Origin of the sequence: Flammeovirga sp. OC4 (assembly GCF_000812565.1) — a bacterium.
GTDB lineage: Bacteria > Bacteroidota > Bacteroidia > Cytophagales > Flammeovirgaceae > Flammeovirga.
The window spans coordinates 1-14,286 of sequence record NZ_JTAM01000113.1; the positions used below are offsets into that span (position 1 = coordinate 1).

Sequence of the window (14,286 nt, forward strand, 5' to 3'; positions counted from 1 at the left end):
TTTGTTACTATTAGTTTTATCCCCCTTACATAAGTATTGAAGAAACGAAGAATGGTGTAGTCTAAATCAAACTCCTGTTTGAAAGATCTACAATAAGCTTCTCCTACATTTTTGACAATTGCATAAGGAAGTCTTGAGTTCAAAGGAGTTGTATGTTCGTGTTGTGGTAAGTGAACTGGCTCACCATAAACTTCAGATGAAGACGAATAGAATACTCTTTTTACTCCAGTATTTTTTGATAAACGAAGTACATTCTCAATCCCTTGAAGGTCTTCGAGTACCATTACAGGGTTTTCCAGTGTTCTCTTTACTCCTACAACTGCTGCATAATGGAAAACGTAATCAAAATTATAAGCTGTCATGATAGCTGCAATTTCCTCATAGCGATTGACATCACATTTAATGAACTTACAGTTTTCATGGGTTGGTATTTTCCACTTTTCACCAGTTAAAAAGTTATCAACACAAACCACAAAGTTATTGGGATTTTCAAGAAGTTTATCTGCGATTGAGCTAGGGATAAAGCCTGCTCCACCTGTAATTAGAAATTTCTTCATTCTATATATATAATTTTCTCTCATTATTATGAGAGTGATGATTCATTTAATGCTAAAAAAACATGCCAATTGATAATAGACAATTCCTATGCGGTTAAAAAATTAGGTACTACCATTTATCAATAGTTTCATAGTTTTTGAGTTGTACTCAATGGATGATTCTAGAAAGGAGTGTGATTTAGCTATTCACCTCAAGAAATTGTTTAATTGATTTCTTAGTGGCAAGCATTACCAGTTTATCACCTTTTTGCAGTACAGATTTTATGTCTTTAGGGTTGCGGATAAGGTGCTCTTTGTATTCAGTTACACCAAGAGGATTTCTTTCTTCAAACAGCCTTCGAAGAGCAATAATGTCAGCGTTGAATGTATTTTCAATATCAGCATCTTCAAGGTATTTCCCGTATAGTCTCCTTGGTACAATCACCTCCACAATTTCATAACTGTCAGGAAGCGTCATAAAAGATTGAATTTCGGGGTTGAGTAGCATTTCTGCCGTCATTTTACCCACTTCGTCTTCTGGGAGGATGATTTCCGAGACACCTAGTTTCTGCAAGATGATTTTTTGCTGTTCACTGACAGCTCTCGCAATAATACGTTTTACCTTAAGTTCAAGAAGAAGTACAGTGGTGAGTAAGAGTCCTTCTACGTTTTCTCCAATAGCCAAAAGCACAGCATCCATTTCATGGATAGACTGTGCTTTTAATGCTTTTATATCTGTTGAATCAAGAGCAACGGCATAAGCAACATCGTCTTTTACGATGTCCACCCTTTCTATTTCTCTATCGATAGCCATAACTTCAGCTCCTAACTTAGAGAGATTTTTAGCTACTGATGTACCGAATTGCCCTAGTCCAATAATTGCAAATTTTCCTTCTGCCATATTAATTAGTTTCTAATTAAGACGGGAAGTTAGGACCTTATATTTTCTGAAGCAAGAATGTTTTAACTACTTCTAAACCTGTATCGAAATTAACATCATTTCTGATGATTAAATCCACAGTTTCTTTGTGAGGTTTGATGTAATTCTCGTAAGCAGGCATTACATGGTTTTCATATCTGTACAATACATCATTGATATCATATCCTCTCTCTACATTATCTCTCTTGATACGTCTACTTAATTTCAAGTGAGCTTTTGCTTCAATGAAAAGTTTAAGATCAATGATATCAAAAACTCTTGGATCATGAAATACAAAAATACCTTCAAGGATAATTACTTTCTTAGGGTTGAAAGTAAGTAATTTTGGTTCTGCAGCAGCATTATTAAAAGTATATTCTTGAATTTGAACTACTTCTCCATTTTTTAATTTCTGAATATCTTGGTAGAACTTCTCCAAGTCGATTGAATAGGGCGTGTCAAAGTTCTTGATACCTTTAGCATCTTCTGGCTGACTTTCTTTGTCGATGTAGTAATTATCTTGAGAGACTGTACAGATATTATCTTCACCGATTAGATCCGTCAACATTTTAATAAAGGTAGTTTTTCCAGATCCACTACCACCTGTGATACCTACTATATAAGGAGTTTCCATCTATGGATTTTTAATGAAACAATAATTCAAAATTAATAGATCCAATTGAGAAAACAGTACTTTGTATAGTTTCATTAGAAATTTAGGGTTATATCTATGAATAATTTAATGCCGTCTATCATTCTACTTTAAAATACCTACAAATGGGTATTGTTTACGAAACGCCTTTCTGATACTTTTGTAATGAGGCTATTTAATAGCTCTGTTGGTTTTTCCACAGCTGAATAATAACTATTACAAATGTTACAAAGTATCAAATGCTAAGGCCAATTTTGACTGTTTTATTATCTTACTACTCTATTTTAATTACACCAATGAGGAGACTTTATGAGTCTCTTTTTTTGTGCCCAAAAGTAGCGTTATTTTAAGATGGAGGTGTTGTTTTCTTTAAGGTAGACTGGTGTCCCTACTAAAATTGTCTCTAAATGCTTGTAGATCAATGAATATGACTTGTGAAGAACCCAAATATTCACTATATTAAAAATGTCAAATTTCTCTCCGTCAACTAACATTACTATCAAAAATGAGTACCAAAAAAACAACATTATTTTTTTTGGTGAGTTTGCTACTTTTAATCTTTAAACCTCTAAATATATTAGCTCAGAATAAAGCAGAAGCTCACCTTAAAAATCTGGCATTTACACATGTAAGACAAGATTTTACGCAAATCAAGTTTAAGCTTGTCAATAACCTGGTGGTAATTCCAATGGTTATTAACGACTCTGATACCTTAAATTTTATTTTAGATTCAGGTGCGTCTTACATCATATTGTGCGATCCTGTATTTGCAAAAAAGTTAAATATTTCCCCTCAAAAAACTAGAGAAGTAGATATTAAAGGGATGGGAACCGATGGTCCCCTTCGTGCTTATCACTCTTGGGGAAATAAAATTAATTTAAAAGGTATTGAAGGGTTCAATCAGGACATCATTTATCCAAGTGAAGATATTTTTAAATTATCTGACACGATGGGAATGTTGATTCATGGTTTGATTGGTTCTACGGTTTTTAATCATTTTGTAGTGAGTATAGACTATAAAAGAAGGCTATTAACACTCTACAAAAAAGACTTCTATTATGCTAAAAGGAGGGATAGGTTTAAGAAGAGATACGAAAGTATTCCTCTTACAGTACGCAAAAACAGAGCGTATATTGAGAGTGCATTATTGACAAGGGAAACTAACAAAACGCATAAAGTATCATTATTAGTGGATACAGGTGCAAGTCATGCACTTTCCATTTTTGAGTCAGACCATCATAGCTTGAGAGCTTCTGTCAAGGCTATTCGAGATCATTTAGGAGTTGGGATAAGCGGTGATTTGTATGGTAAGGTTAATCGATTAGAGAAGTTAAGCTTAGGTTCTTTTACATTGGATGACCCCATCGTAAAATACCCTGACTATGAATCCATCGGTATGAAAGTAGTAGATTCTACTCGTCATGGTAGTATTGGTGCTGAGGTACTAAGAAGATTCACGGTGATCTTTGATTATGAAAAAGAAGAAATGCTAATTCGAAAAAATACAGATTTCAAAGATGACTTTTTGTACAATTATTTAGGGTTAGAATTTACAACTCCTTATCCAGGTTTGCCGTTTTTTAGAATTTCTCAAATAAGAGAGCAGTCTCCAGCTTATAAAGCAGGAATGCAACAAGGGTATAGAATTTTGAAAGTAAATGGACAGTCTGTCGCATTTTTAACGTCTGAAGAAATACGTATTCTATTTAGAGGAAAAATTGGACAAAAAATATCTATAGCAGTAGAAGACTTAGAAGGAAGAAATAAAACCTTTTCTCTAAGGTTAGAAGACCCTTTCCGCCAAAACTAAGATAGTGATCAGGCAAAAAGGGAATCCTATTAAAACCTTAATAAAGGTGCTTTACTTCTTTAAAACCAAAGTGCCTTATTTTACCATTCTGGTCTCCAATAGAAAGACACCCATTTTCATTTACACCTAAAATCTGCCCTTCAAAAATGTTGACTTCACCATTAGGGAGTGTTTCTTGGAAACATCCTGTTTCATGGTACCAGAATAAGTGAGTATAGTACTCTTGGCGTAAACGATCATAGCCCTCATTTTTCAAACTCAAATATCTTTTTTCTATGTTTTCTAGAAGTGTTTCAATCACTCTAGGAACTTGAAACTTTTTATCAGATGCTAAAAAAAGAGATGTTGCAGGGAAATCGCCAACAAAGCTTTCTTGATTGATATTGAGACCTATTCCAACAATGCTGTGTGATATATTTTGACCGATAATAAAGTTTTCAATCAGTATACCCCCTATTTTTTTATTGTTGACCAATATATCATTAGGCCATTTAATCTTTGTTCCTGATGGAGTTAAATGGTGAATTGTATCGAAAACACCCAAACTTATCGCAACATTTAGTTGGAACTGATTCCTTGCAGTGATAAATTGAGGTCGTAATAAAAATGAGGCTGTAATATTTTCATCAGGATTAGATTCCCAAGAGTTTCCCCTTTGACCTCGTCCCTTTGTTTGTTCAGGAGTTAGAACAATTGTTCCCTCTTGTAAGTTTTTCTCTTGTGCTAGTAGTGCTCCAACATGATCATTGGTAGAATGACAAGAAGGCATATATATGACACTTTTACCGATAAAGGACGTATTGGCAGAAATTTTATACAAGTATTTGTTACTTTTGTTTATAATCTTGTTATAATTCAATACAAATCAAAAAAAGTATTGAATTTGCAATGCAATTATACAAAATTGAGTTCAATTGAGAACATTTTATAGCTTTTGTTAGAAATATAAAAAATAATAGATATAAAGGGAGGAAAATCCTAATTTTAAAAATATGAGTAAAAAGGAGATCGGAACGGAAGAGTTTGCACATGTTGTGGCAAAAGGAATGCAGGAAATGAAGGCTCAACATATTGAAATATTAGATTTAAGAAAAGTAAAGAACGCGGTAACAGATTTCTTTGTAATTTGCACTGCTACTTCAGACACTCAGCTAGATTCAATTGTTGATAGTATTGAAAAAGAAGTTAAAGAAACTGCCGGCGAAAAAGCATTTGCTACAGAAGGAACAGGTTCACAAGGTTGGGCCCTTCTTGATTACATTAATGTAGTAGCTCATGTTTTCCTTCCTAAAAAGCGTGAATTCTATGCATTAGAAGAGCTTTGGGGAGATGCTAAGGTTTTTAAGCTACCTACTGAATAAAAATTAAATAACACACATTAGATCATACATTTCGGATGGATCAGAACAAGAGGAATATTCCAAAAAATCCTATGCCTAAAAACAATTATCAAGTATGGATGCTTATTGCGTTAATTCTTGTGGTTGTTGGATTGGCCTATTTTAGTAAGAGTAGTACCACAGAGACTACCACACTGCACGCCTTTAAAGAGATGGTGGAAGAGGGAGATGTGAAGGAGGTCATCATTGTCAATGATAATTTAGTAGAGGTTATATTAAAAAATGAAGCCCTTAAAAAGAGCAAGTACTCTAAAGTACAAGAGGAAAGAAGCCCTTTTTCAGTGGTGTCAATTGAACCTAATTTCAAATTCAAAGTAGTTTCAGGAGAACATTTCCTTTCTAAATTGGATGAAATGGAAGAGGGTAAGCCTGAAGGTGAGAAAATCCCTTACGAAATTCAAACAAGAGAGAGTTTCGGAAGTTGGTTCTTTAGTTCTGGTTTCCTTTTGATCCTTCTTTTTGGATTCTGGTTCTTGATGAGACGTATGGCTACAGGTGGTGCTGGCGGACAAATCTTTAATATCGGTAAGTCTAAAGCCCAAATGTTCGAGCCAAACCATATGAAAGTAACATTCAAGGATGTTGCAGGATTGGATGAAGCGAAAGAGGAAGTAGAGGAGATTGTTGACTTCTTGAAAAACTCTAAAAAATATACTGACCTAGGTGGTAAAATTCCTAAAGGTGTTTTACTTGTAGGCCCTCCAGGTACTGGTAAAACTTTATTAGCAAAAGCGGTAGCAGGAGAAGCTGGAGTTCCTTTCTTTAGTATGTCAGGTTCTGACTTCGTAGAAATGTTTGTGGGTGTAGGTGCCGCTCGTGTACGTGACCTTTTCAAACAAGCTAAGGAAAAAGCACCTTGTATCATCTTCATTGATGAGATCGATGCTATTGGACGTTCAAGAGGTAAAGGTTCTATGCCTGGATCTAATGATGAGCGTGAGAATACATTGAACTCACTTCTAGTAGAGATGGATGGTTTTGGTACTGATTCAGGAGTAATTATCTTGGCGGCAACTAACCGTCCGGATGTATTGGATAGTGCCTTGATGAGAGCGGGTCGTTTTGATCGTCAGATTTCAGTAGATAAGCCAGATATCAATGGTCGTGAGCAAATCTTTAAGGTACACTTGAACCCTATCAAGGTTGCTGAGAACGTTAACCCTAAAGAGTTAGCAACGCAGACACCAGGTTTTGCAGGTGCAGAGCTAGCGAACGTTTGTAATGAAGCTGCATTGATTGCTGCTCGTAACAACAAGCCTGCAGTAGACATGGATGATTTCATGGCTGCAATTGATAGAGTAATTGGTGGATTGGAAAAGAAAAACAAAATCATCTCTCCAGAAGAGAAGAAAATTGTTGCTTATCACGAAGCAGGACACGCAGTGACAGGTTGGTTCTTAGAGCATGCAAATCCATTAGTGAAAGTAAGTATCGTACCTCGTGGTGTAGCAGCATTAGGTTATGCTCAATACCTTCCAAAAGAACAGTACTTGAATACGACTGAGGAGATGTTGGATGAGATCTGTATGACACTTGGTGGTCGTGCGGCAGAGGAAATCATTTTCGGTAGAATCTCAACAGGAGCTTTAAGTGATTTGGAGAGAACTACTAAAATGGCTTACAGCATGGTTTCTATTTACGGTATGAATGATAAGATCGGTAACGTATCGTTCTATGATCCTAATAGAAGCGAATTCAGCTCTAGACCTTATTCAGAAGCACTTGCTGAGAAGATCGATGATGAAGTGAAGAAGTTGATTGATGATGCTTATCAAAGAACTCTTGCTCTATTAAGAGAGCATGGTGATGCTTTAGAAAAATTAGCTCAGCAGTTATTAGAGAAAGAAGTTTTATATCAATCTGACCTTGTAAAATTAATTGGGGAGCGTCCTTTCGATAAAAAGACGATCTATCAAGAATTTACAGATGTGCAGGATGTAAAACCTATTGAAGAGTCAAAAGAAGCAGAAGCAACTGAAAGCTCTGAAGAAGTAAAAAAAGATGATGCTTAATTGTTAAGCATATTTCAGATACTAAAGAGAAGGCTATTCCATTTTTGGAGTAGCCTTTTTTATGCTTATTGTTATCATTTTACAGATGTAGTTGTTTAAACAAATTGTTTCCTAAACATATTTTTAAAAATTTGCTTTAGTTGAAAAAATATCCCTTATTGCAAGAATTACATATTTTGTTTAAACAAATTATAGTACGGCAATGTCTATTGAAAAGGATATAAATCAAAAGGAATTTAAGAATGCATTCCAGAAAGTGTATATCAATTTGATGTATACAAATAGTTGGATGCAAGATCTATCAAAAACATGGTGTAAACAGTTTGATATTACCCAACAACAATATAATGTATTAAGAATCTTAAGAGGTGCTCACCCCAACTGTATGAATCCAGGGAGCATTAAGCAGGTAATGATAGACAAGAGTCCTGATTTAACAAGATTAATTGATAGACTTATTGATAAAGAATACGTGCAGAGAGAGACGTGTGGGAGTAATAGAAGGAAAGTAGATGTTATCATCACTCAGAAGGGGTTAGATAAGCTCTCAGAGCTAGATCCTCATGAAGATGGTATGTTGGATAATGTTCGCAACTTAAGTGAAGAGGAGGCAAATCAACTAAGTTCCCTTTTAGATAAGCTGAGAAACTCTAGAGACGAGTAATATTAAAATTACAATGGTGAATAGCACAAATAAAAAAATGGTTGTTAATCCAGATCAATTCTGAGTATTAACAACCATTCTTCTTGTTACACGATTAGTACCATTAAGTACTGATACAAAATAAAGACCTTCTGTGATTTTTGTTTGTGGCTTAAACTGAAATTGGATATCAGTTTTGTCTAACGATAAATCCATTCGATAGACTAAGTTTCCAATTGTATTGTAAAGTAAAACTTGTACAGGGAAATTAGTGTCTATTCCTTTCACCGTCATCTTTACATCAATTGTATTATCAATACAAATAATTTGTGAAGGTGTAATATTTAACGTTAGAGCATTATTCTCTTCTAGAATGAAGTCGTTTTTAATCGGCGTTTCTACTGTTGTAGCTGTAATTGGCAAAGCCGCATAAAAAAACATAAAACTGAAAAGAATCACTATACGAAAATCCTTTGTAATATAACTTTCAAGTGATTTCATAGTAATATAGAGTATTTTTGCTACATAAGCATATATAATTTGTTGTGCCAATTAATATGCTAAAAAAAAGTCAGTTTTTCAAATAAAAAAAGCCAACACTTTAGCATGTTGGCTTTTGTGATCCCGCTGGGGCTCGAACCCAGGACCCTCTCCTTAAAAGGGAGATGCTCTACCAACTGAGCTACGGAATCGTCGTTTTTCAACGAATTTATTTTAGAAGTGATCCCGCTGGGGCTCGAACCCAGGACCCTCTCCTTAAAAGGGAGATGCTCTACCAACTGAGCTACGGAATCGTCGTTTTTCAACGAATTTATTTTAGAAGTGATCCCGCTGGGGCTCGAACCCAGGACCCTCTCCTTAAAAGGGAGATGCTCTACCAACTGAGCTACGGAATCGTCGTTTTTCAACGAATTTATTTTAGAAGTGATCCCGCTGGGGCTCGAACCCAGGACCCTCTCCTTAAAAGGGAGATGCTCTACCAACTGAGCTACGGAATCGTCGTTTTTCAACGAATTTATTTTAGAAGTGATCCCGCTGGGGCTCGAACCCAGGACCCTCTCCTTAAAAGGGAGATGCTCTACCAACTGAGCTACGGAATCGTCGTTTTTCAACGAATTTATTTTAGAAGTGATCCCGCTGGGGCTCGAACCCAGGACCCTCTCCTTAAAAGGGAGATGCTCTACCAACTGAGCTACGGAATCGTCGTTTTTCAACGAATTTATTTTAGAAGTGATCCCGCTGGGGCTCGAACCCAGGACCCTCTCCTTAAAAGGGAGATGCTCTACCAACTGAGCTACGGAATCATCGTTTTTCAACGAATTTATTTTAGAAGTGATCCCGCTGGGGCTCGAACCCAGGACCCTCTCCTTAAAAGGGAGATGCTCTACCAACTGAGCTACGGAATCATCGTTTTTCAACGAATTTATTTTTATGAAAATAACAAGTGCTCACGATTGGATTCGAACCAACACGGGATTGCTCCCACCACCCCCTCAAGATGGCGTGTCTACCAATTTCACCACGTGAGCTTGATATTTGTTATTATCAAGTGTGATCCCGCTGGGGCTCGAACCCAGGACCCTCTCCTTAAAAGGGAGATGCTCTACCAACTGAGCTACGGAATCATAATTTTTCTAAAAGATTGGACTTAAATATTACTATATTCAAAATCCTCTCTTAAATTTGAAAACTCGTTTAGTTTCCTTTTTTGCGAGTGCAAATGTAGAATGATTTTCAATATCAAGCAAATAATGAGATTTTTTTTATTCTTAATAAGTTTTTACGTACTGATTTTCAATCAAATATCCTTTGCAAATTCTTCGGTAGAATCTGAAATTGATAAGGCAGATGAGTATTTTGAGGCAAAACAGTACATCGATGCCTTCTCAATTTATGATAAATTATTGGAGGAGGAGCGTGTTTTTTCTTCAAAAATGTTGTTGAGAATGGCTTTCATTCAAGAAGGGCAGGGGAATTATGCTTCGGCTTTGTATTATTTAAACCTACAATATGGCTTAACAGCCGATCGAGGTACGCTAAATAAAATGTCAAAGATTGCGGAAGATCATAATCTTTTAGGTTACCAATATTCAGATAAAGAATATTTGACCTCTCTTTTCAATAAAATGAAAGGTGAAATTGGGGGCGTTATTATTTTTCTTTTGATTGTATGCCTAGTGTTGATGTACATCAGAAGAAAGGAGCAGCACTCTATTACTACGCTGACGTTTGCTGTGGTGGTTATAAGTGTTTTTTCCCTTTGGGCATTCAATGGTGGCATGAAGAGAGAATTAGGCATTGTGAAGGGGTCTGGAGCTTTGTTGATGCAGGGACCTTCTGCAGGAAGTAAGAATATCTCTAACCTTTCTTCAGGGGAACGTCTTAAGCTAATTGATCAAGATGATATCTGGTACAAGGTAGAGTTACCAAATGATTCGGAAGGGTATGTTAGAAAAGGGATGGTATTTGAAGTGAAATAAGTCAGTTTTCTCTTCAGAGAAATAATTGAAAAGGGTTGCTCAGTCAAAAATAGCTGAACAACCCTTTTTTATGTACAATGGAAATTTGAATTACTTACCCATAATTTTGAAGACCCATTTGTCGGTTTCTTCCAAATAAAGCTTTTGAATAGTAACTAAAACTTGAATTATTTCTCCTTCACTTTTTCTGACAGAAGTGGTCAATTCAGTTTGAACAACTTTCCAATCTTCATTTTCTGCATAAATGGGGAATAATTGACCGATTTCAAGCTGGAGTAACTCTTCAGATTCATAGTCTAGGAAATCTGTGAATGATTGACTACCAAACCAGATAGAACCATCTTGTTCTGCTATTAACAAACGACCGGCTGTGATGTCTACTACTTCGTTGAGAAGCTTTTTAGACTTCTCAGTTTCTCTTCTTTCTCTAACCAATAGCTCTTGCGTGGCTTGAAGTTCCTCCATATTCTGCTTCATTTCCTCCTCACTGGTTCTTAACTCGTCTGTGAGTCTTTTACTATCATTATACAATTTGCTTACGTTAGACGTGTTTTCAGAGGTGACTACGGAGGTGGCAATAGCACCACTTATTTCTTCTAGTAATTGGAATGATTTCTTTTTGAAAGGTTTGAAAGAGGCAATTTCTAAAATTACTTCAACATTTCCGTGAGATTTAAAAGGATAAACGATCAATGAAGATGGACCTGCATCACCTAAACCAGAACGAATCTTGATATAGTCTTCAGGGATTTCTGTAAGGTGAATGTATTCTGCTTCTTGCCAAATTTCACCAATGAGTCCTTCGCCCAACTGAATTTTTTGACGATCTGCCTCTTTTAGAAAATCAAATGCATATAATGCAGACAATTCCATATACTCCTCACCTGTAATTGGGTCTTTCTTGTGAATGTAAAAAGAGGCATGGGAGCATTCCATAAACCTTGAAATTTCTTTTACAAGGGCTTTTCCTAGCTCATTAGCATCATTGCTATGGATACGTATTAATTTATTGAGTTTAGCAGAACCTTCACTCACCCATTCACGCTCGTTTCGTTCTTTATAATTTTGTTCTAGTCGATTTTTGGTATCTATTAATGAATGTATAAAAGGGTCATTTTTAAATTGTTCCTCGTTTATCTTATCAAACTCAATATTAAAATTACCCTTACTGAATTCCATTACGTACTCAGAAATGTCTTCTAATTTTTCTTTCATAAAGAGTAAAGAACTTTGCATAGTGCTCATTTCTTGAGTGCCGGCGGAATTAAAATTGACATTTAAATTACCCAAAGCGATTTTATTACTCTTTTGAGCAAGTTCTTTTAATGGGGTAATTAAAGCTCTTCTCAATACAAAAATGTTGCTATGAAAATAAATCTTGTGATTTGATATTCAATCTCTACAGCATCATTTACATAAGCTTTGACGAGGTCTTGATTGACCTTAAGCATATCTTCGGATGTCTTTTCTAAGTAAGTAAGGCTATTTCTGATGGTTACATTTTCTTCATCTACTTTAGATAATAGTCCCACACTATCCAGCATGGCAGTATCCAAAGGAATATTCATATTGAAGGTGTAATTGGAAGTAGTCAGAGGTTCTTCCAGAATAATCCTAAGGTGATTTCTAAAAGGTTTCCAAACTTCTTCAACTCTTTCAATATAATCATCCACACGGTCGCTGGCAGGACGGATTCTCTTCCCATCAAAACCAGGTACAGTACCACCATGTTTCATGGCCAATAAAGAACCATCATAAAGATCTAAAGCTTCTTTTAGACTATTAAGATTTTCTTTTTCTCCAGTATTAACATAAATATTTGATAGCAATACCATCCTTTGCGAAAGCATAGCATTTCTTGAAGAAATATCTACTTCCAAACTTTCATTCTGATATAAACCCAATAAGGTCAAAACAGTAAAAAGCATGGTGGCAGTGAGAATACCTCCAATCCAAAAAATGATTTGTTTGATAGTGAATTGCTTTAAATATTTGTCTATCATTACTTTATATTGTTAGATCTTTTGACTGTCTTTTGAAGATGCACTAGGAATAAAAAGTGTGGTTAATTTTCCTGTGATTAAAAATACTAGAATAAATCAATTCTTTTACCGTGTATTTCTTTCAAACTCTATGTAATAACGCTTTAATAGCTGAAAATGTATAAAGAGTTGAACTGAATGAAGCGAAAATTATGTGCCAAATTTTGAAAGAAGTGATCCCAAAGGAAAAATGTACAGTGGTATAGATATGAAAAAAGCCACCCCAATTGCTTGAAGTGGCCCTTTGATGAGTAATGATACGTTATATCATCTCAAAAATATATTATGCTTTCTTTTGATCGGAAACAAGAGAGACACAAAAAGCTCCCAAAATTAATATTGCACCTGCCATTGTTAAAAGGCCAACTGTGTTTCCTTCGAAAAATGTTGAAGAGATAAATCCTCCTGATAAACCAGCGATAATTTGCGGTCCTGCAATTGTAATATTGAATATACCCATATATACTCCCATCTTTTCAGCAGGAAGGTTTTCAGAAAGAATACTGAAAGGCATCGCAAGAATTGCTGTCCAAGCAATTCCAACTCCAACCATCGGTATCAATAACAGGTATTGATCATTAATGTAGCTTATGCTTATGAGGCCTATACCACCACATACTAGTGCTCCGGCATAGACAATTTTTCTACTAGTTAACTTGATTAGGCCAGGCATAGCAACAGAGAATAAAGCTGCAGATAAGCTGTATGCTGCGAACATCATACCGACCCAATCACCCGCTTGGTTATATTCCTCAGATTGAGTGTCAACAGTATTCCAGATATGTTGAGCAATTGCAGGTGTAGAATAAACCCACATAAAATAGAATGCTACCCATGAGCAAAGCTGTACAGCTGCTAATTGAATCATCACTTTTGGTGATGAAAGAAGAGTTTTAATAAACGAATCTTCATTTTTACTCTCCTCTTTAGCTACCAAATCTATGTTATTATACTTTGCATACTCTTTTGGAGGATATTCTTTTGTCCTAAATGCTGTCCATAAAACTGCAATCATTAGTGTTGCGCCACCAATATAAAAAGACCAAACAACATTGTCAGAAACTTTTTGACCATCTGCAAGTTTTTGTGATAGACCAAGTACATTGGCTAAGAAAAATGGTAAAGCAGATCCTACTACTTGACCTGTATTGATTAAGAAACTTTGAACAGAATATCCAAGGTCACGTTGTTTGTCATTTACCATATCTCCAACCAAAGCTCTGAAAGGTTGGAAGGTTACGTTAAAAGAGGCATCCATGAATAAAAGCATTATACCACCAAAAATCATTGGAGGTATAAGAGAAATAAAAATTTCTGCTTTTGGCATCAAAAACATAGCTAAAGTAGCACAGATTGCACCTCCAACTATATAAGGTATTCTTCGACCAAGTTTATTCCATGTAAAATCAGAAGCACCACCAATAATAGGTTGTATGATGATACCAGCAATAGGAGCAGCTAACCAGAAATATCCTAAATGATGGACATCAGCACCTAGATTTTGTAAAATTCTACTAACATTGCCATTTTGTAAGGCAAACCCCATTTGAACACCTAAGAAACCAAAACTTAGATTCCATATTTGCCAAAAGGATAAATCAGGTTTAAGGGATTTATTTGACATAGATTATTTATTGATATTAATTTTTTTCATTCTCTAATAGACAAATATAGAAATGTAAACATAACAATTAACTGATAATCGTTAGGTCAATGAAGTTTTTTCATACTTTTTTTTCTGCAATCGGTTGTAGATGGGAAACAAAAAAAGAGGCTGTCTCATAATTGAAAA

At 35.5% G+C, this 14,286-nt stretch carries 13 protein-coding genes and 10 tRNA genes; 5 read left to right on the plus strand and 18 right to left on the minus strand.

Features of this window, described 5'->3' with window-relative positions; genetic code table 11:
• From PL77_RS28805 to udk, 3 genes are all read right to left on the minus strand, one after another.
• Positions 1-557, minus strand: a 557-nt coding sequence (locus PL77_RS28805) for an NAD-dependent epimerase/dehydratase family protein (RefSeq protein ID WP_156152593.1), incomplete at its 3' end; no start/stop codon positions are given.
• Between the two features lie 178 nt (positions 558-735).
• On the minus strand, positions 736-1,437 hold the full coding sequence (locus PL77_RS28810) for a TrkA family potassium uptake protein (protein WP_044213229.1): 702 nt from the start codon (positions 1,435-1,437) through the stop codon (positions 736-738).
• 37 nt (positions 1,438-1,474) lie between these two features.
• A complete protein-coding gene (udk, locus tag PL77_RS28815; protein WP_044213231.1) occupies positions 1,475-2,089 on the minus strand; it encodes a uridine kinase in 615 nt (204 codons plus the stop codon).
• Between the two features lie 523 nt (positions 2,090-2,612).
• On the opposite strand from udk, the gene PL77_RS28820 reads away from it, so the two are divergent.
• The gene (locus PL77_RS28820) at positions 2,613-3,917 is read left to right on the plus strand and encodes an aspartyl protease family protein (protein ID WP_044213234.1); all 1,305 of its coding nucleotides are present in this window, start codon (positions 2,613-2,615) and stop codon (positions 3,915-3,917) included.
• 37 nt (positions 3,918-3,954) lie between these two features.
• Here the strand turns inward: PL77_RS28820 and PL77_RS28825 are convergent, their stop codons facing one another.
• Positions 3,955-4,737, minus strand: a complete 783-nt coding sequence (locus PL77_RS28825) for a biotin--[acetyl-CoA-carboxylase] ligase (protein ID WP_044213251.1) — start codon at positions 4,735-4,737, stop codon at positions 3,955-3,957.
• 172 nt (positions 4,738-4,909) lie between these two features.
• Here PL77_RS28825 and rsfS point away from each other — a divergent pair, with 172 nt between their 5' ends.
• The 3 genes from rsfS to PL77_RS28840 all read left to right on the plus strand — a co-directional run bounded on the left by rsfS (position 4,910) and on the right by PL77_RS28840 (position 7,993).
• Entirely contained in the window at positions 4,910-5,278 is a 369-nt protein-coding gene (rsfS, locus tag PL77_RS28830) for a ribosome silencing factor (protein ID WP_044213236.1), read from the plus strand.
• A 35-nt stretch (positions 5,279-5,313) separates the two neighbouring features.
• Positions 5,314-7,329, plus strand: coding sequence for an ATP-dependent zinc metalloprotease FtsH (gene ftsH / locus PL77_RS28835; protein WP_044213238.1), 2,016 nt, complete (start codon positions 5,314-5,316; stop codon positions 7,327-7,329).
• Between the two features lie 202 nt (positions 7,330-7,531).
• On the plus strand, positions 7,532-7,993 hold the full coding sequence (locus tag PL77_RS28840) for a MarR family winged helix-turn-helix transcriptional regulator (protein WP_044213241.1): 462 nt from the start codon (positions 7,532-7,534) through the stop codon (positions 7,991-7,993).
• Positions 7,994-8,047: 54 nt separating this feature from the next.
• Here the strand turns inward: PL77_RS28840 and PL77_RS28845 are convergent, their stop codons facing one another.
• From PL77_RS28845 to PL77_RS28895, 11 genes are all read right to left on the minus strand, one after another.
• Positions 8,048-8,473 carry a hypothetical protein gene (locus PL77_RS28845; RefSeq protein WP_156152594.1) on the minus strand — a complete coding sequence of 142 codons (426 nt, stop codon included), beginning with the start codon at positions 8,471-8,473 and terminating at the stop codon, positions 8,048-8,050.
• A gap of 118 nt (positions 8,474-8,591) precedes the next feature.
• A tRNA-Lys gene (locus PL77_RS28850) sits at positions 8,592-8,664 on the minus strand.
• Positions 8,665-8,693: 29 nt separating this feature from the next.
• A tRNA-Lys gene (locus PL77_RS28855) sits at positions 8,694-8,766 on the minus strand.
• 29 nt (positions 8,767-8,795) lie between these two features.
• Positions 8,796-8,868 (minus strand) — tRNA-Lys (locus tag PL77_RS28860).
• Positions 8,869-8,897: 29 nt separating this feature from the next.
• Positions 8,898-8,970, minus strand: a tRNA-Lys gene (locus tag PL77_RS28865).
• A 29-nt stretch (positions 8,971-8,999) separates the two neighbouring features.
• Positions 9,000-9,072 (minus strand) — tRNA-Lys (locus PL77_RS28870).
• 29 nt (positions 9,073-9,101) lie between these two features.
• Positions 9,102-9,174: transfer RNA gene (locus tag PL77_RS28875), tRNA-Lys, on the minus strand.
• Between the two features lie 29 nt (positions 9,175-9,203).
• Positions 9,204-9,276: transfer RNA gene (locus tag PL77_RS28880), tRNA-Lys, on the minus strand.
• Between the two features lie 29 nt (positions 9,277-9,305).
• Positions 9,306-9,378 (minus strand) — tRNA-Lys (locus tag PL77_RS28885).
• A 39-nt stretch (positions 9,379-9,417) separates the two neighbouring features.
• A tRNA-Leu gene (locus PL77_RS28890) sits at positions 9,418-9,501 on the minus strand.
• Positions 9,502-9,524: 23 nt separating this feature from the next.
• A tRNA-Lys gene (locus PL77_RS28895) sits at positions 9,525-9,597 on the minus strand.
• Between the two features lie 126 nt (positions 9,598-9,723).
• Here PL77_RS28895 and PL77_RS28900 point away from each other — a divergent pair.
• Positions 9,724-10,452: an SH3 domain-containing protein gene (locus tag PL77_RS28900; RefSeq protein WP_172665972.1), complete on the plus strand. Its 729-nt coding sequence runs from the start codon at positions 9,724-9,726 to the stop codon at positions 10,450-10,452.
• Between the two features lie 90 nt (positions 10,453-10,542).
• Here PL77_RS28900 and PL77_RS28905 read toward each other — a convergent pair whose 3' ends face one another.
• The 3 genes from PL77_RS28905 to PL77_RS28915 all read right to left on the minus strand — a co-directional run bounded on the left by PL77_RS28905 (position 10,543) and on the right by PL77_RS28915 (position 14,118).
• Entirely contained in the window at positions 10,543-11,802 is a 1,260-nt protein-coding gene (locus PL77_RS28905; RefSeq protein WP_044213246.1) for a GAF domain-containing protein, read from the minus strand.
• Positions 11,799-12,455, minus strand: coding sequence for a type IV pili methyl-accepting chemotaxis transducer N-terminal domain-containing protein (locus PL77_RS28910; RefSeq protein WP_044213248.1), 657 nt, complete (start codon positions 12,453-12,455; stop codon positions 11,799-11,801). Before PL77_RS28910 ends, PL77_RS28905 begins: the two co-directional genes overlap by 4 nt.
• Positions 12,456-12,777: 322 nt before the next feature.
• Positions 12,778-14,118, minus strand: coding sequence for an MFS transporter (locus tag PL77_RS28915; RefSeq protein ID WP_044213249.1), 1,341 nt, complete (start codon positions 14,116-14,118; stop codon positions 12,778-12,780).
• Positions 14,119-14,286: the final 168 nt, after the last annotated feature.